The sequence below is a fragment of the Crossiella sp. CA-258035 genome, from assembly GCF_030064675.1.
Classification (GTDB): Bacteria; Actinomycetota; Actinomycetes; order Mycobacteriales; family Pseudonocardiaceae; genus Crossiella.
The window spans coordinates 4,282,738-4,298,878 of sequence record NZ_CP116413.1; the positions used below are offsets into that span (position 1 = coordinate 4,282,738).

Genomic DNA, 16,141 nt, shown 5'->3' on the forward strand with positions numbered 1-16,141 from the left:
CCATGGTGCCGGACTCAGGTCACCAGCGGCAGGGTCAGAGTGCTCTCGGCCGGGGCCAATCGCAGCTGGGTGCCGCCGAGTGGGCGCAGGGTGAAGTCGTGGTCGGTGGCGATGACCACCAGGCCGATCCGCCTGCCCGCGGCGAACACGTGGTCCTTGGGCTCCAGGTCGAACCGCAACAGGTACTCCTGGCCCCGGACCACCCGCTCGCTCGCTGACTGCGAGCTCCGGTTCTGCGGGTCGATCCAGCCTCGCGTGACGATCACCGGTGTGCTGCCGGGCGGGCCGTAGTCGACCACCAGCGCGGTGAGGTTGGCGTCGTCCCGGTTCTCCACCGCGACCCGCAGGCCGACCTCGGCGATGCCGGACATCCGCGTGGGCGCGCTCAGCGCCGCCGACCGGTAGACCAGTCGGTTGCCGTTGGCGCTGTCCGGGTTGGCGATGAGCGTGTTCGCGGTGACCGTGCGGCCCTGGTCCACAAAGGACTGTGCGGGGCCGCCGCCGGGTGTGGTGCTCAGTCTTCCCGGTGCGGTGGGGGAGTCCGCGCCCAGGTGGTAGGTGACCGGGCGGGCGGCCGGATCGGGCCAGTCGGCGAGCTTGCGCCAGCCACCGGAGGACTCCTGCACCTCGGCCATCGGCTCGCGCATGATGCCGGTGTCCTTGCCCTTGAGCCAGTGCTCGAACCAGCGCAGCAGGGTGGCCTGGTAGTCGCGGCGGGACGGCGGGCCGTGGCCGCCGCGGTGCAGCCAGATCTTGCGCGGCACCCCGTGCGCGCGCAACGCCTCCCACCACTGGGAGTACTGCCTGCCGCGCACGTTCCAGTCGGACTGGCCGTGCATGACGAACACGCTGGCCTTGACGTTGCCGGCCAGCCGGGTGTAGTCGCGCTCGGCCCAGAAAGCGTTGAAGTCACCGGAGATCCGGTCCTGCCGCCGGGTCAGCTCGGCGATCTCGTCGGCACAGCCCGAGCGGGTGAGCACCGCCTTGGCCAGCGCGTCGGCGTCCTCGCCCTGCCAGCCGCCCGGCGCCACCACCAGGCCGTTGGCCCGGTAGTACTCGTACCAGTTGGCCTGCGCGGCGATCGGCACGATGGTGCGCAGGCCGGGCACGCCGGTGGTGGCCACCATGTTCGGCAGCGTGCCGTTGTAGGACACCCCGGTCATGCCGACCGCGCCGGTGCTCCAGCTCGCGCTGACCGCCCGGCCGCCGGCGTCGAAGCCGCGGGCCCGGCCGTTGAGCCAGTCGATGACCGCCCGGGTGCTCAGCGCCTCCTGCTGGTCGCCGCTGGTCGGGCAGCCCTCGGAGTCGCCGGTGCCGATGCTGTGGCCCAGCACCACGGCGTAGCCGCGCGGCACGAAGTAGTCGTCGAACCAGCCGGGCAGGTCCGGCACGGCCTTGCGCACCAACGGGTCAGCGCCCTCCCGCGCCACCGGGAACAGGCCCTCCTGCGGCAGCCGGTCCACGTTGACCGGGTGGAACGGCACCTTGCCGAGCCCGGAGCGGTACGGGCTGTGCTCGAAGATCACCGGCACCATCGCCGAACCCGATGGCCGGGCGATGTCGATCGCGATCCGGTCCGGTCGCCCGTTCCGGTCACTGTCCACTGTGGTCTCAACGTAGACCCGCTGCTCGATGGCGGCTGGCTGGTTCGCGCTCGCCGGGGCCGTGCCGAGCAGCGTGGCCCCCAGCGCGAGCACGAGCAGGGACGATCTGGTTCGCATGCGGACCAGGCAAGCACGTCGAACTGGGTCTGGGCTTTGGACAGCTGTCGCGTCTACTATTCGGCAACTGTGAACCGATAGGTGCTCCCTGTGGAATTTCGTCAGTTGCGGTCCTTCGTGGTGCTGGCCGAGGAGCTGCACTTCGGCCGGGCGGCGGCCCGGCTCGGCATCGCCCAGCCCTCGCTGAGCCAGCAGCTCCAGCAGCTGGAGACCGAGCTGGCCACCACGCTGGTGCACCGGACCAGCAGGCACGTCACCCTCACCGAGGCGGGCGAGTTGCTGCTGCGCGGCGCGCACCGCACGCTGGCCGAGGCCGAGCGCGCGGTGGACGCGGTGCACGACCTGAAGGCGGGGCGACTGGGTCGTCTGGTCATCGGATCACTGGGCGCCGGGCTCAACGGCCCGCTGCCCGGCGCCATCCGGCGGCTGCGGCAGGCCAACGACAAGGTGACCGTGGAGCTGCGCCAGTTCAGCGACAGCGCCTCGCAGGAACGCGGCCTGCTGGACGGCACCCTGGACATCGCGGTGCTGCGCCAGGTCGCCGGGGACCGCGCGATCGTCACCCAGCACCTGCTGACCGAGCCGTTCCTGGTCTACCTGCCCGCCGACCACCGCTTCGTCGGCCGGGCCGAGCTGCGGCTGGCCGAGCTGGCCGAGGAGACCTTCGTCAGCTGGCCCCGCCACCTCGGCCCGTCCTTCCACGACCTGGTCACCGATGCCTGCCACCAGCACGGGTTCACCCCGGCCATCGAGGGCCTCGGCGACAGCCTGGTGGCCCAGCTCGCGCTGGTCGCCGCCGGGGTGGGCGTGTGCGTGCAGGCGATGTCGAATGCCACCCTGCGGCGCGAGGGCACCACGGTGGTTCCGTTGCGCCCCAGCGACATCACCGCGCAGCTGCACCTGGCCTACCGGCACTGGCACCACGACACCCCGGTGGTGGACGCCTTCCTGGCCTGCATGCCCCGGCTCAGCTGACCCGGTCGCGGGCGCAGCGGAAACCGAGGTGGCCGGAGCTGCTGTCCGGGGTGTTGCGGGTGCGCGCGGCGACCCGGTAGCGGTCGCAGTAGCTGCGGTGGCACAGGTGCGAGCCGCCGCGCAGGACCCGGCCGTCCTGCCACCGGTCCGCGCACCACTCCCACACGTTGCCCACCACGTCGTAGAGGCCAAAACCGTTGGGCGGGAAGGCGAACACGGGGGAGGTGCCGCGGTAGCCGTCCTCGGCGGTGTTGTGCAGCGGGAACTCGCCCTGCCAGATGTTGCAGCGGTGCACGCCGCCCGGGGTCAGCTCGTCGCCCCACGGGTAGCGGCGGCGGTCGAGCCCGCCGCGGGCCGCGTACTCCCATTCAGCCTCGGTGGGCAGGCGTTTACCGGCCCAACGGGCATAGGCCCCGGCGTCCCGCCAGGACACGTGCACCACGGGGTGGTCGCCGCGCCCGGCCAGTGCGCTGCCCGGTCCTTCCGGGGCGCGCCAGTGCGCCCGTTCGACGGCCAGCCACCACGGGGCGTCCGCGACCCGCGGGGTCTCGCTGTGCGGCAGGAACCCGGCGAAGACGTAGGACCAGCCGAAGTGCTCGGCCTCGGTGACGTGGCCGGTGGCGGCGGCGAACTCGGCGAACTGGTCGTTGGTGACCGGGTGCGCGTCGATGGCGAAGGGGGACAGGCGAACCTGGCGGACCGGGTTGCTGTCCTCGTCCTCAGCGCCCATCCAGAACAGGCCGCCGGGCAGCTGGACCATGGTCATCTCGGCGGCTGGCTCCAGTCGATCCGGGCGGTCACCGCGGCCAGGTCCACCGTGACGTGTGCGTGCTCGAAGGTGCGGGTGTAGGTGTAGCCGTCGCGCACGGCAGGTCCGAGCGGCGGGCCGAGCGGCCGCTCCAGCTCAGGGAACGGCTCCAGCGGGCCGTCCCCGGACTGCCAGCCGCTGCCGTAGCGGAAGTAGGAGTGCTCGCCCGCGGCGACCAGGAAACAGGCCAGCGGGAAGACGATCCCCGCCTTCAGTGACAGCGGGGCTGGCCGGCCGGAGTCCGGCCAGCCGCAGAAGGCGATGAACCTGCCGTACTCGCAGTCCACAGTGGACAGCAGGCCGAGCTGGGCGGCCATCTCCGCCGCGGTGTTGGTCCTGGTGCCGGTGATGCCGAAGTGCTCCAGCATGGTGCCGTCCACGTGCCGGAGGAAACTCTTGCCGCTGTCCGCCCACGCGTTCGGCTGGTGCTCAACCCCGTTGCACAGCAGCACTTTTCCGTCCGGCAGCGCCGCGCGGAGAGCGGGGACCAGCTTGTGGATGCCCGCGGTGACCGCCTGCTGCTTCTCCTCGCCGACGATCCTCGCCAGCCGGGCGGTGCCCATCGCGAGCCGCTTCACGCCGTCGACGAAGATCCCGTCATAGCCCCGCTTGACCTGGTTCAGCGCCTGCTGGACCCACCAGTCCCGCACGTCCACATTGGACAGGTCGTAGGCCCGCGCCTCGCTGTTGCCCTCGATCGGCCGCCAGGGCTGCCCATCGGTCTGCCTCAAGGTCCAGGCCGCTGGCAGGTCCGCCAGTGCCGCATAGTGTTCTGGGTAGGCCACCGCGCTGTTCCAGTAGTAGTGGACCTTGGTGGCCGGTTCGCGTTCCTTGAGCTGGTTCAGCGCGCGGGCGCTGGCCTGTTCCGCGGCCTGGCGCACGCTGGCGCCCTGGGTCTTCTCGATGGTGATCACCGAGTACCGCCGGACCAGGAAGTCGATCTCGCTCGCCGTGAAGTCGGTGCGCTTGCCGAGGTGGCCGTACACCGGCACGGTCCGCCAGCGCTCCGCGGCCAGGGCCGGGCCGGGGTAGGCCAGGGCGAACGCGCCAGCCTTGAGCAGGGTGCGGCGACTCAACATGCAGGGGAGGGTAACTTTTCCCGGCCGCACCGGCTCCTATCGTTGGATCGCCGTCGCCTATCGCCGACCGTCCATAGGCGACACCTATCGAACCAGAGCACGCGGCCCGTAGCCACCGTCCGGCGTTGTTCCTAGCCTTCCGCCATGCCCGCAGCGCAGCGCCCCAACATCGTCCTGGTCCTGGCCGACGACCTCGGCTACGGCGACCTCGGCCGCTGCAACGGCCACGCCTCCCGCACCACCGCGCTGGACCAGCTGTGCACCGAGGGCATCGCGCTCGCCCAGCACTACTCGGCCGCCCCGGTGTGCGCACCCGCCAGGGCCGCCCTGCTGACCGGCCGGTACCCGCACCGCACCGGCGCGATCGACACCCTGGAACTGCGCGGCCTGGACCGGCTGGCCCTGCGCGAGCGCACCCTGGCCGACTCGCTGGCCGCCGCGGGCTACCGCACCGGGCTGGTCGGCAAGTGGCACAACGGCGCGCTGGACGAGCGCTACCACCCGAACCGGCGCGGCTTCGCCGAGTTCACCGGCTTCCGCGGCGGCTGGCAGGACTACTGGCAGTGGCGGCTGGAACGCAACGGGGTGCCCTTCGCCGCCGACGGCAGGCACCTCACCGACGTGATCACCGCCGAGGCGGTCAGCTTCCTGCGCCGCCACCGCGGCGAACCGTTCTTCCTGCACGTGGCCTACAACGCCCCGCACTTCCCGTTCCAGGCCCCGCAACCCCTCGTCGAGCAGTTCAGCCGGCCGGGCCGCAGCCGCGCGGTGGCCACCATCTACGCGATGATCCACCAGCTCGACCACGGCATCGCCACCCTGCGCGAGGAGCTGAGCACGCTCGGTCTGGCGGACAACACGATCTTCCTGTTCTCCAGCGACAACGGCCCGCAGCTCGACGGCGAGGGCGAGCAGTCCACCCGGCGGCACAACTGCGGCCTGGCCGGGGCCAAGGAGTCGGTGCACGAGGGCGGTATCCGGGTGCCCCTGCTGCTCAGCTGGCCGGACGGCCTGCCCGGCGGCGTGCGGTCGGAGGTGTTCGCGCACTTCACCGACTGGTTCCCGACCCTGGTCGCGCTGGCCGGGGCGCCGCTTCCCGAGGGCGTGCGGCTGGACGGGGTCGACCTCGCCGACGCACTGCGCGGCCAGGCCGCGGCGGACCAGCCCGCCCGGTTCTGGCAGTGGAACCGGCTGCGGCCACTGGGGCACTGCAACGCGGCCATGCGGGACGGGCGCTGGAAGCTCGTGCGGCCCGCGCTCGATGCCGCGATGGGCCTACCCGCCAGCGAACTCGACCTCGACGCCGACCTCAAACGACATCCGGAGCGGTATCCCCATGCGCTGGAGTCTGCCCTGCCCGAACCGCCCGACTGCGGCGAACCCCCGCGCCCGCAGCTGTTCGACCTGCTCGCCGACCCCGGCGAGGAACACGACCTGGCCGCCCGGCACCCCGCGCTGGTCGCCCGGATGGAAGCCGAGCTCGGCGCCTGGTTCGAGGACGTGGAACAAGACCGGAGGTCCATTCGTGACTGCTGACCCGCCGCCCCGCAACTACACCATCCTGGTGGCCCTGCTCGGCGCGTTCCTGGACGGCTACGACCTGATGATCATCTCGGGTGCGCTGCTGTTCATCAAGGTCGAGCTCCAGCTCTCCGCCACCGAGATCGGCTGGGTCGGCGCGATCGCCTTCGCCGGCATGGTGGCCGGTTCCTGGTCTTCGGCAGGCTCACCGACCGGATCGGCCGGGCGGGCGCGTTCACCTTCGTGCTGGTGCTGTTCGTGATCGGCTCGCTGGTCTCCGCGCTGGCGGTCACCCCGCTGATGCTCATCGCCGGTCGCGCGATCGTCGGCCTGGGCATCGGGGCGGACCTGCCGGTCAGCACCACGCTGATCGCCGAGTCCGCGCCCGCGCACCGGCGGGGCGCGCTGACCGGGCTGATGCAGGTGTTCTGGTTCGCCGGGGCCGCGGCCTCCGGACTGGCCGGGCTCGGCCTGTACGCCCTGTTCGGCGCGGACTCCTGGCGGTGGATGCTGGGCAGCGCGATCGTGCTCGCCGTGGTGGTGCTGATCATGCGGCGGCGCATCCCGGAGAGCACCTCCTGGGTCGCCGCCCAGCGACCCGCCGCGGCGACGCGCCCCCTGCGCACCCTGCTCTCGCCGGGCATCCGGGCCGCGCTGGTGTTCTCCTGCCTGTTCTGGTTCCTGGTCACCGTCCGCGGCGCGGGCTACAACCTCTACACACCAACGTTCCTCAACGAGATCGGCCTGTCCGGGGTGACCGTCTCGCTGTGGCTGAGCACCGCGGTCAACGTGGTCAACACGCTGGCCGCGCTGGCCGGGGTGCGCTACCTGGACCGGATCGGCCGGCGCCCGATCATCCTGTGGTGCTGGGCGATCCCCACCGTGCTGACCTTCGCGCTGGCCGCGATCAGCGACGGTGAGGCCACCACCATGTTCGTCATGATCATGGTGTCCGCGCTGCCGTTGCAGGTGCTGGCGATGGCGCTGTTCGCGCTGTCGGTGGAGCCGTTCCCGACCCTGGTGCGCGGCACCGCGCAGAGCCTGTCCTCGGCCAGCGGCAAGGCGGGCGGCTTCCTCGCGGTGCTGGCCTTCCCGCCGCTGCTGGCCGTGCTCGGCTGGCGGGACATGACCCTGCTGCTGGCCGCCGTGATGACCGCGGGCCTGGTCCTCGGCCTGCTGCTCAAGATCCCGGAAACCCGCAACCGCAGCCTTGAGTCCATCGAGGCCGAACTGACCAGGAGACAACCATGAGCAGGAGCCCGCACCGGTGGTCAGCGGCCGCACTGGCCCTGGCCGCCGTCCTCGCCGTGCTCAGCGCCCCCGCGCAGGCCCGTCCGGCCGCGCAACCGGGGCCAGGCGCCAACTTCGTGGTCGACGACCCGTTCACCTCGCTGCGCGCCCGGTGGTGGCGGACCGACCGCTTCGGTCTGTTCCTGCACCTGGGCGCCTACACCCAGTTCGAGGGCGTGCACACCTTCCCCGACGGCAGCACCTGCGAACCCGACCACGCCGAGCACATCTGGAACAAGTGCGGCCTGTCCACCGCGGTCTACGAGGAACACGCCCGCAGGTTCAACCCGGCCGGATTCGACGCGGACGCGATAATGCGGCTGGCCAAGGCGGCCGGGCAGCGCTACGTGGTCTTCACCGCCAAGCACCACGACGGCTACGCGATGTGGCCCACCAAGGTGAACACCTTCAACCTGCGCGAGATGTCCGCCTTCGACCGCACCCGCGACCTGATCGCCGAGCTCAAGCAGGCCACCGAGAGGCACGGCCTGGACCTGGCCCTGTACTACGGCGCTTGGGACCTGCACGACCCCGACTACGCCGACCTGGCCACCAGGCCGCGTTACCTCGAGCGGATGAAGGCCCAGCTCAAGGAGCTCGTCACCGGCTACCGGCCCAAGATGCTCTGGCTGGACGGCTCGGGCCGCAGCAACTCCGGCTGGACCGAACAGGACGGCCTGGTCATCGAACCCTACCTGCGCGAGCTGGACCCCAAGCTGCTCATCAACAACCGCGCCCGCGGCACCCAGTCCTATTTGGACGGTGACTTCACCACCCCGGAGAACACCCTGCCGGACCGGCCGGTCACCGGCGTCCCCGCCGAGACCTGCATGTCCATCAACGGAACCTGGGGCTACTCGAAGAACGACACCGACTTCAAGCCCGCCGCTGAGCTGACCCAGCACCTGCTCACCGCGACCAGCCAGGGCGGCAACTACCTGCTCAACATCGGCCCCGACGCCAACGGCCGCATCCCGGCGGCCGCGGCCGCCCGGCTCACCGAGGTGGGCCAGTGGATCCAGGGCAAGGGCCACAGCAGGGCGATCTACGGCGCGGGCGGCACCGGACTGGTCGCCAAGCCCGCCTGGGGCACGGTCACCCGCGCGGAGAACCTGCTCTACGCCGCCGTCCGGGACTGGCCCGCCGCGGGCAGTCCACTCGAACTGACCAAGGCCGCGCCGTTCTCGGTCACCAGCGCCAGGGTCCTCGGCAGCGCGCAGGCGGTCACCGTTGCGGACACCGGTGACCGCCTGCGGATCACGCCCACCGGCAAGCAGACCAACCCCATCGCCACGGTCGTCGAACTCACCATCGAACAGCCAGCCACCAGCCAGCCCGGTGACGGCACCGGTCTCACCGCCGAGTTCTGGACGAACCCCACCCTCGAAGGCGCCCCCGCGGTCACCCGCATCGACCCGGCGATCAACTACGACTGGCGACTGCTCGGCTCACCCGCGCCGGAGATCCCGGCTGGCGCGTACTCCGCCCGCTGGAGCGGCACCATCACGGTGCCTGCCACCGCGACCTACGAGTTCATCGCGGTCTCCCCGGACGCGGTCCGCCTGACCGTCAACGGCACCGAGCTGATCGGCGCGCAGACCGGGTTCGAGAAGAGCTACAAGCAGACCGTGCCCAACTCCTACGTCCGCCTGGGCCGCATCCACCTGAACGCCGGGACCGCGCACCGGATCACCCTGGTGCACCGGCAGGACAGCGGCATCGCGGCGATGAAACTGTTGTGGGCCAGTCCTTACCTCGACCAGCAGGTCATCCCGGCGGGCTGGCTCAAGCCGAGGGGATGAGCGGCCACCGTCGCCGGGCGAGCACCGCCCGCCCGGCGACGGCCCGCACTACAGCCGGATGGACTTCTTGTTCATGAACTCCTCGATCCCGGCCGGGCCCAGCTCGCGGCCCATGCCGGATCGTTTGATACCGCCGAAGGGCAGGTCCGCCTGCGAACCCCCGGCGCTGTTGAGGTAGACCATGCCGGCCTCGATCCGCGCGGCCACCCGGCGCAACCGCTCCGGATCGGTGCCCCACACACTCGCGCCGAGGCCGAACGGCGAGTCGTTGGCGATCGCGATCGCCTCCTCCTCGGTCTCGGCCTTGAACACCAGCACCACCGGGCCGAAGATCTCCTCCCGGTAGGCGTCCATCTCCGGCGTGACATCGGTCAGCACGGTCGCCTCCAGGTAAGCGCCCGGCCCGTGCACCCGGCGGCCGCCGGTGCGCAGCGTGGCGCCCTGCCGGACCGCCCGCTCGACCTGCTCGGCCACCTCCTCCGCCGCGGCCACCGAGGCCAGCGGCGGCAGCTTCGTGGCCGGGTCCGCCGGATCACCCGGCAGGTAGAACTCGGCCACCCGCTTGGTCATCCGGTCCACGAAGTCCTCGTAGAGGTCGGCCATGACGATCATGCGCTTGGGCGCGTTGCAGGACTGGCCGCAGTTGCGCATCCGGGCCGTGGCGGTGGCCTGCACGGTCGCGTCCAGGTCGTTGGTGTCCAGCACGATCAGCGGGTCGGAGCCACCCAGCTCCAGCACCGCCTTCTTCAGGTTCCGGCCTGCCTCCGCGGCCACCGAGATGCCCGCCGCCTCGCTGCCGGTCAGGGACACGCCCTGGATCCGCGGGTCGGCCAGGATCGAGGGCACCTGCCTGCTGGATGCCAGGGTGTTGACGTACACGTCCTCCGGAACGCCCGCGTCCCGCAGGACCTGCTCGATGGCCCGGGCCGACCGCGGGCAGATGGAGGCGTGCTTGAGCAGGATGGTGTTGCCCAGCACCAGGTTCGGCGCGACGAACCGGGCCACCTGGTAACAGGGGAAGTTCCACGGCATGACACCCAGCAGCGCGCCCAGCGGCTCCTTGGTGATGACCGCCTGGCCGCCCCGGATGGTCAGCGGCTCATCGGCGACGAGCGCGGGACCCTGCTCGCCGTAGTAGGTGAAGATGTCGGCGACCACGCCGATCTCGCCGCGGCCCTCGCTGATCCGCTTGCCCATCTCCAGCGTCATGATCTCGGCCAGTTCGCCTGCCCGCTCGGCGAACAGCTCCGCCGCCCGCAGCACGATCGCGGCTCGCTCCTGCACCGGCCGGAGCCGCCAGTGCGCGAAGCCGCGGTGAACCCGCTCGATGTCCGCGCGCACCTCCTCGTCCGTCGCGTTCGGGACCTGCTCGAGCACTTCGCCCGTAGCCGGGTTGGTGACCGTGTACATGCGGCGCCAGCCTCCGTTCGCCACGCGTTAGAGAGACTTAACGTATACCGTATGCAGACGGCTGTATACCACCGCTGCCGGTTGTGTCCGCCACACCGGCCGGGTGGCAGGATCACCCGGTGACCACCGTCCCGCCGCCCTCAGCCCGGTTCGACCAGGTGCGCGCCGCCGCCGGGCTGCGACCGGCCGCCCCGCCCCGGCGCATCCTCAGCCACTCCAACGACACCTGGGCGGTCCGGGACGAACGGCTCGGCGAGGTGGTGCTGCGGGTGTCCTGGCGCGGCGACACCGCCCGGATCGGCCGCGAGGTCGCGGTGGCCGCCCAGTTGCCGGCCGAGATCCGCTACCCGGAGGTCCTCGGCCACGGCGTGACCGGCGAGCTGGCCTACTCCCTGACCCGCCTGGCACCGGGACGGTCACTCGCCGAGTGCTGGCCCGCCCTGCCGGTCGGTCAGCGACGATCCGCGGTGTCCCAGCTGGCCACCATGCTGCACGCGTTGCACCGGTGGACCTCACCACCGGAGCTCACCGAGCTGCTGCTGGCCCGCCCCTACCAGCCACCTGACCGGATCACCGCCCTGCTCGGCGCGGACCTCACCCCACTCCCGGCCGACCGGGCGGTAGAACTCGCCCAGCACGCCGCTGACCAGCCAGGACAAGACCCCGGCCTGCTCCGCGCCGCCGCCGAACTGCTGGTCCAGCTGGCCCCCGCCGACCGGTCGGTGGACGACCCGGCCGCGCACGGCCTGATCCACGGCGACCTCCAGCTGGGCAACCTGCTCTGGTCCGAACCGGGTGAGCTGACCATGCTGGACTTCGAGTGGACCCGCTTCGGCCCGCCCCTGCTGGACCTGCAGCGGCTCTGCGACCACGCCGACACCGACGCGCTGACCGGCGTCGACACCCACCCGACCGTGCTGCGCTGGCTGGAGTCGGACTACCCGGCGGCCTTCACCGGCCCGCTCGCCGCCGCCCGGCTGCGGCTGTACGGGTTGGCCTACACCGTCCGCGACCTCCTGGTGAACCCACCGGACCAGGCCCGGCAGTCCCGGCTCCGGCGGTTGGTGGAGAACACCTGGCCCGCGCCGGGCGCGCTGCCCGACTCGTTGACCCGTTGAGATGGCCCCGGCGGGCAGCACCGCTCGTCCTTTGCGCCGCGGTGGTGTTCGTGCACCCCACCTCACCGCCCGGCGCGGAAGCCGTCGCGCTGGACCGGCCGCGGCCGATGCTGGAGTTCCTCCCCCTCGGCCTCTGCGGCGAGCCGAACGGGACCACCGTCCAGGAACAGTTGCGCGGCCTGTGGTTCGACCTGGCCGGAACCCCGTTCCCCAACCAGGTTCCCGCATTGGCCAGGGCCTTCGGCGAGCACCACCTGCTCTACGGCAGCGACTGCGCCTGGACACCCGCGCCCGCGGTGCGCACCCAGCTCGCCTCCCTCGAGGAGACCGCGCAGCCGCCCGGCGACAGCTGGCGGGCGCTGACCACCCGCAACGCCCGCCGCCTGCTGCCCGGCCTCGGCCGCTGAGACCGGTCAGGGATCGAGAAGCAGCCGGCCGGGGGCCGCGCCTAGCGTCATCGCGGTCCGCACGAGGCGAGCACTCTGGAGACCGTCATGAGCAAGCGCATCCGGCAGTTCCACCGTTGGCTGGCCATCGCCTTCACCGTCACCATCATCATCACCACGATCGGACTGGCGCAGCAGGAACCTGCCATCTGGCTGAGCTACCTGCCGCTGTTCCCGTTGGCGCTGCTGCTGTTCAGCGGCCTGTACCTGTTCGCACTGCCCTACACCGCCAAGTCGCGCGCTGCCCGCCGCCTCGCGCGAACCGACTGAGGCGTCGCCGAAAGTGACTAAGCTGTCCCCGTGCGTATCGGGGACATCATCGCCGGCCGGTACCAGCTCGAGGAATCGGTCGGAGCGGGTGGCATGGGCCAGGTGTGGCGGGCCACCGACCTGGAACTGCGCCGGGTGGTGGCGGTCAAGCTGACCAGCACCGGGGACAGCGAGGAGATGCGCCGGGAGGCCAGGATCGGCGCGGGTGTGCACCACCCCAACGTGATCTCGGTCTTCGACGTGGTCACCGAGGAGGAGCGGCGCTGGCTGGTGATGGAGTACCTGGCCTCGCGCAGCCTGGCCGAGCTCTGCCGGCAGGAGGGCCCGCTGGCCCCGGACCGGGTGGCCCGGATCGGCGCGCAGATCGCCACCGCCCTGTCCGCCATGCACGCCAAGGGCATGGTGCACCGGGACATCAAACCGGCCAACATCCTGGTGGCGCAGGACGGCACCGCGAAGCTGACCGACCTCGGCATCGCCAGCTGGCACCACGTCACGCTGACCGGCACCGCGCGCAGTGCCGGAACCCCCGGCTACCTCGCTCCCGAGGTGCTCGCGGGACTGCGCGCCACCCCGGCCTCCGACGTCTACGCCCTCGGCGTGACGCTGTCCGCGGCGGTCGAGGGCCACCCGCAGGCGGACAGCCGGCTGACCGGGGTGCTGGCCGCGCTGACCGAGGAGGACCCGGCCCGCAGGCCCGCCGCGGACAAGGCCGCGCAACAACTCCGGACCTACGACGCGCGGCGGATCTCCCGGCGCGCGCTGGCGGCGACCGCGCTCGGCGTGGTCGCGGTGCTGGGCACGGCCTTCGCGCTCACCTCGGCCGGACCGGAGTCCGGGAACCCGACTCCGACGCCGGGCACCGCCGTGCAGGCGCCCGCCGACAGTTCGGGCTCGCTGCTGTTCGGCATCGGCGACCAGCTCAACTCGGTGCTGGCCACCGAGCTGGTCCGGGAGACCCCGGTCCGGATGCTCACCACGAACTACCACAAGCCCGGCGACCTGAACCGGCTGGCGACCTGGCGCGAGACCCTGGTGGCCGACGCCTACGCCCAGGGCTACGCGCTGCACCTGAAGGTCTCCAGCTGGGAGGTCGACGACCCCGAGCGGACGGTGGACACCAGGTACGGCCCCGGCTGCGGCCGGACGCACCCGCTCTCCGCCGACTTCCCCCGGCACATGCGCGCACTGGCCCGCGCCTTCGCCGGCGCGGCCACCGGGCCGCCGCTGTACGTCACGATGTTCCAGGAGGTCAACAAGTTCGCCTGCGTGGACGGCGCCTACGCCGCCGATCCGGGGACCACGGCGTACTACCGGGCGCTGATGGACCGGTACCTGGAGGTCAAGCAAATCTTCAAGGAGGAAGCGCCCAACGCGAAGGTCGCGATGGGCTGGGACGCCTGGCAGGGCGGGCGGGACGAGCCGAAGACCGGTGGCGGCCGGTCCATGTTCGGCCACTTCGCCGAGGTGCTGCGGGGTTCGGACTTCCAGTCGGTGCTGGCCACCGAGCCCGACGGCAACGTGGAGGACATCCGGCAGTCGGTGCGCGCGCTCAGCGCCTACGGCCCGGTCATGGTGGCCGCTTACGGCAACAAGCGGACGCCGCGCGAGATCGTCGACCGGGACATGCGGGAACTGCTGTCCCCGCAGTCGATCGCCGATCTCGCCCGGCACCGCGTGTTCGCCTGGAACTTCAACAACGAGCGGGTCCTGCTGGAAGCGGGCAGGCCCACCCTGGACTACATCAAGGAAGTGGTGCGCCGCGCCGGCCGCGAACCCAGGTAGGCGTCACTGGTACACCCGCACCCAGTCCACCTCGAACACCGCGGGACGCAGGCCACCGGCGCCGGTGAAGTTGTCCAGCTGAATGTTCAGGTGCCCCGACGGCATCGCCTGGATGTCGCCCCGGTCGGCGCCCGCGCCGCCGGAGTAGCGGAACCACTCGACCCCGTCCACGTAGCCGACCAGCGCCTGCGAGGTCCACTCGAAGGCGAAGTTGTGCCACTGGGTCATGTCCAGCGGGCACAGGTCCTTGCGTTCCTTCTTGTCGGTCGGGCTCTTCGGGTAGTGCAGGAACGCGGTCAGGCACTGGGCGTCCGGGTTCGAGTACTCCACCCAGTCGTACTCGCCGTTCTCCAGCCGGTTGCCCGCGGTGGGCCAGATCAGGTGCAGCGGGTGGTAGAGCCCGCCGCTGGGGCCGATGTTGCGCGAGCGGGACCGGATCTCCCACTTGCCGTACTGCTCGTCCCGCTTCTGCCGCAGCCAGCCGGTGTCGCCGTTGGCCTCACCGCGCATGGTGAGCATGCCGTCGGCCACCGTGCTGTTCTTGGCGCAGCGACGGCCGTTCTTGGCGTGGCCCTCCCAGCAACCCGGGGTGCCGCCGACGGTGCCGGAGGGCACCGCCCACTTCGCCGGGTCCACCGGGCCGGTGTAGTCGAACTCGTCGGAGATGGGCAGCGGGGTGCCCCAGCCGTTGCGCACCGCGGCCTGGGTCTGGTCGGCGGGCTGGTCCTGGCCGTGGCTGACCCGCAGGCCGTAGATCTTCACCTCGCCGTAGTTGCCGTCCTCGCAGGGGGAGGTCTTCTCGCAGTTGGCCTGGGTGTAGGCGCCTGCCTTGAAGTAGCCGCCGGTGAACCTCTTCGCCAGCGTGGCCTTCAGCTGACCGTTGTAGTAGGCCTTGATCTGGCCGTCGCTGACCACGAACCTGGCCTGGAACCTGGTGCCCAGCCGGTAGCTGTCGGTGATCAGCGTGTGCTTGTTGTCGCCGTCGGTGAGGTAGAGCTTGCTGCCTTCGAGCCGGAAGACCGAGACGTCGTCGGAGCCGTCGTGGATCTGCCCGGCGACCACGTTCGGCCTGCCCTTGGGCGTCGCGGTGATGGCCTGGTCGATCACCATCTCGTGCGTGCCCGAGGTCGAGGACCAGCTGGCCTTGTTCCGGCCGTTCATCTCACGCAGCTCCGAGCGCGGGTAGTTCGAGCCGCTGGTGGTGACCCCGTTGACCGCGGCCCGGAACTGCACCGCCTGGCAGTCCTCGGTGGCGCGGAACCACGGGTCGATGGCGTAGGTGGCCAGCGCGGGCTGCTCGACGTTCTTCGGCTTCTCGGGTTCGCCGATCGGCAGGCCGATGTACCAGTTGCTCAGGTCCAGCACGTCGGCCGGGTAGCGGCACTCGCCCCCGCTGCCACCGTCAGCCCCGTTGACCGTGGTCTCGGTGATGCTGGTCCAGGCGTTGACGGTGTTGCCGTGCCCGACCACGCGCAGGTACCGGGCCGAGGCGTCGGCGAAGTCGTAGTTCTGTGCCGCGAGAGTGCTGCCACTGCTGGTCTTCCGGGTCAGCACGGTGGTCCAGGACGCGGCGTCCTGGGACAGCTGCACGTCGAAGGTGTCCTGCCGGGTGTCGCCCTTGTGCCAGGCGATCGACACCGAACCCACGGTCTGGGCCGAGCCGAGGTCGTACTCGATCCACACCCCGTCACCCTGGCCGGACCAGCGGGTGGCCGGATCGCGGTCGAGGGTGTTGGCGGCGACGTTGCCGTCGTCGGAGAGCGCCCTGACCCCGCTGACGGGCAACGGAGAACCCGTCGCCGCGGCGGCGGGCAGGTGCACCCCGCAGACCCCGACCGCCAGTGCCACCGCCAGTAATGCGCGGGAAGCACGATGAGTCAACCGCATCGCAACCTCAATTCATCTGGACGGACTAC

The 16,141-nt window shown here is 71.3% G+C and carries 14 protein-coding genes; 9 read left to right on the plus strand and 5 right to left on the minus strand.

Annotated elements, in window-relative coordinates:
- Positions 1 to 14 precede the first annotated feature (14 nt).
- Entirely contained in the window at positions 15 to 1,721 is a 1,707-nt protein-coding gene (locus N8J89_RS19490; protein WP_283665800.1) for a Xaa-Pro dipeptidyl-peptidase, read from the minus strand.
- A 90-nt stretch (positions 1,722 to 1,811) separates the two neighbouring features.
- Here N8J89_RS19490 and N8J89_RS19495 point away from each other — a divergent pair, with 90 nt between their 5' ends.
- A complete protein-coding gene (locus N8J89_RS19495) occupies positions 1,812 to 2,696 on the plus strand; it encodes a LysR family transcriptional regulator (RefSeq protein WP_283665801.1) in 885 nt (294 codons plus the stop codon).
- On the opposite strand, the gene N8J89_RS19500 is transcribed toward N8J89_RS19495, so the two are convergent.
- Together N8J89_RS19500 and N8J89_RS19505 are read right to left on the minus strand one after the other, a co-directional pair.
- Positions 2,689 to 3,462 (minus strand): formylglycine-generating enzyme family protein, encoded by a 774-nt coding sequence (locus N8J89_RS19500; RefSeq protein ID WP_349497495.1) that lies wholly within the window; start codon positions 3,460 to 3,462, stop codon positions 2,689 to 2,691. The two genes, N8J89_RS19495 and N8J89_RS19500, sit on opposite strands and share 8 nt — an antisense overlap.
- Complete coding sequence (locus N8J89_RS19505) at positions 3,459 to 4,583, minus strand: putative glycoside hydrolase (protein ID WP_283665802.1); 1,125 nt, start codon at positions 4,581 to 4,583, stop codon at positions 3,459 to 3,461. The genes N8J89_RS19500 and N8J89_RS19505 overlap by 4 nt, the downstream gene beginning before the upstream one ends.
- Before the next feature lie 144 nt (positions 4,584 to 4,727).
- Between N8J89_RS19505 and N8J89_RS19510 the strand changes: the two genes are divergently transcribed.
- From N8J89_RS19510 to N8J89_RS19525, 4 genes are read left to right on the plus strand one after another with little or no spacing between them, the layout of a single operon-like run.
- A complete protein-coding gene (locus tag N8J89_RS19510) occupies positions 4,728 to 6,119 on the plus strand; it encodes a sulfatase-like hydrolase/transferase (protein ID WP_283665803.1) in 1,392 nt (463 codons plus the stop codon).
- Positions 6,109 to 6,366: a hypothetical protein gene (locus tag N8J89_RS19515; RefSeq protein ID WP_283665804.1), complete on the plus strand. Its 258-nt coding sequence runs from the start codon at positions 6,109 to 6,111 to the stop codon at positions 6,364 to 6,366. Before N8J89_RS19510 ends, N8J89_RS19515 begins: the two co-directional genes overlap by 11 nt.
- Positions 6,354 to 7,355, plus strand: a complete 1,002-nt coding sequence (locus N8J89_RS19520; protein WP_283665805.1) for an MFS transporter — start codon at positions 6,354 to 6,356, stop codon at positions 7,353 to 7,355. The genes N8J89_RS19515 and N8J89_RS19520 overlap by 13 nt, the downstream gene beginning before the upstream one ends.
- Positions 7,352 to 9,196: an alpha-L-fucosidase gene (locus N8J89_RS19525; protein ID WP_283665806.1), complete on the plus strand. Its 1,845-nt coding sequence runs from the start codon at positions 7,352 to 7,354 to the stop codon at positions 9,194 to 9,196. The genes N8J89_RS19520 and N8J89_RS19525 overlap by 4 nt, the downstream gene beginning before the upstream one ends.
- 48 nt (positions 9,197 to 9,244) lie before the next feature.
- On the opposite strand, the gene N8J89_RS19530 is transcribed toward N8J89_RS19525, so the two are convergent.
- Positions 9,245 to 10,606, minus strand: coding sequence for an NAD-dependent succinate-semialdehyde dehydrogenase (locus tag N8J89_RS19530; RefSeq protein ID WP_283665807.1), 1,362 nt, complete (start codon positions 10,604 to 10,606; stop codon positions 9,245 to 9,247).
- A gap of 119 nt (positions 10,607 to 10,725) precedes the next feature.
- Between N8J89_RS19530 and N8J89_RS19535 the strand changes: the two genes are divergently transcribed.
- From N8J89_RS19535 to N8J89_RS19550, 4 genes are all read left to right on the plus strand, one after another.
- Positions 10,726 to 11,724: a phosphotransferase family protein gene (locus tag N8J89_RS19535; protein ID WP_283665808.1), complete on the plus strand. Its 999-nt coding sequence runs from the start codon at positions 10,726 to 10,728 to the stop codon at positions 11,722 to 11,724.
- Positions 11,725 to 11,774: 50 nt separating this feature from the next.
- Positions 11,775 to 12,131: an amidohydrolase family protein gene (locus N8J89_RS19540; RefSeq protein WP_283665809.1), complete on the plus strand. Its 357-nt coding sequence runs from the start codon at positions 11,775 to 11,777 to the stop codon at positions 12,129 to 12,131.
- 87 nt (positions 12,132 to 12,218) lie between these two features.
- Positions 12,219 to 12,440 carry a hypothetical protein gene (locus tag N8J89_RS19545; RefSeq protein WP_283665810.1) on the plus strand — a complete coding sequence of 74 codons (222 nt, stop codon included), beginning with the start codon at positions 12,219 to 12,221 and terminating at the stop codon, positions 12,438 to 12,440.
- Positions 12,441 to 12,470: 30 nt separating this feature from the next.
- Entirely contained in the window at positions 12,471 to 14,225 is a 1,755-nt protein-coding gene (locus tag N8J89_RS19550; protein ID WP_283665811.1) for a serine/threonine-protein kinase, read from the plus strand.
- A 3-nt stretch (positions 14,226 to 14,228) separates the two neighbouring features.
- Here the strand turns inward: N8J89_RS19550 and N8J89_RS19555 are convergent, their stop codons facing one another.
- Positions 14,229 to 16,073: a polysaccharide lyase family 7 protein gene (locus N8J89_RS19555; protein WP_283665812.1), complete on the minus strand. Its 1,845-nt coding sequence runs from the start codon at positions 16,071 to 16,073 to the stop codon at positions 14,229 to 14,231.
- Positions 16,074 to 16,141 lie beyond the last annotated feature (68 nt).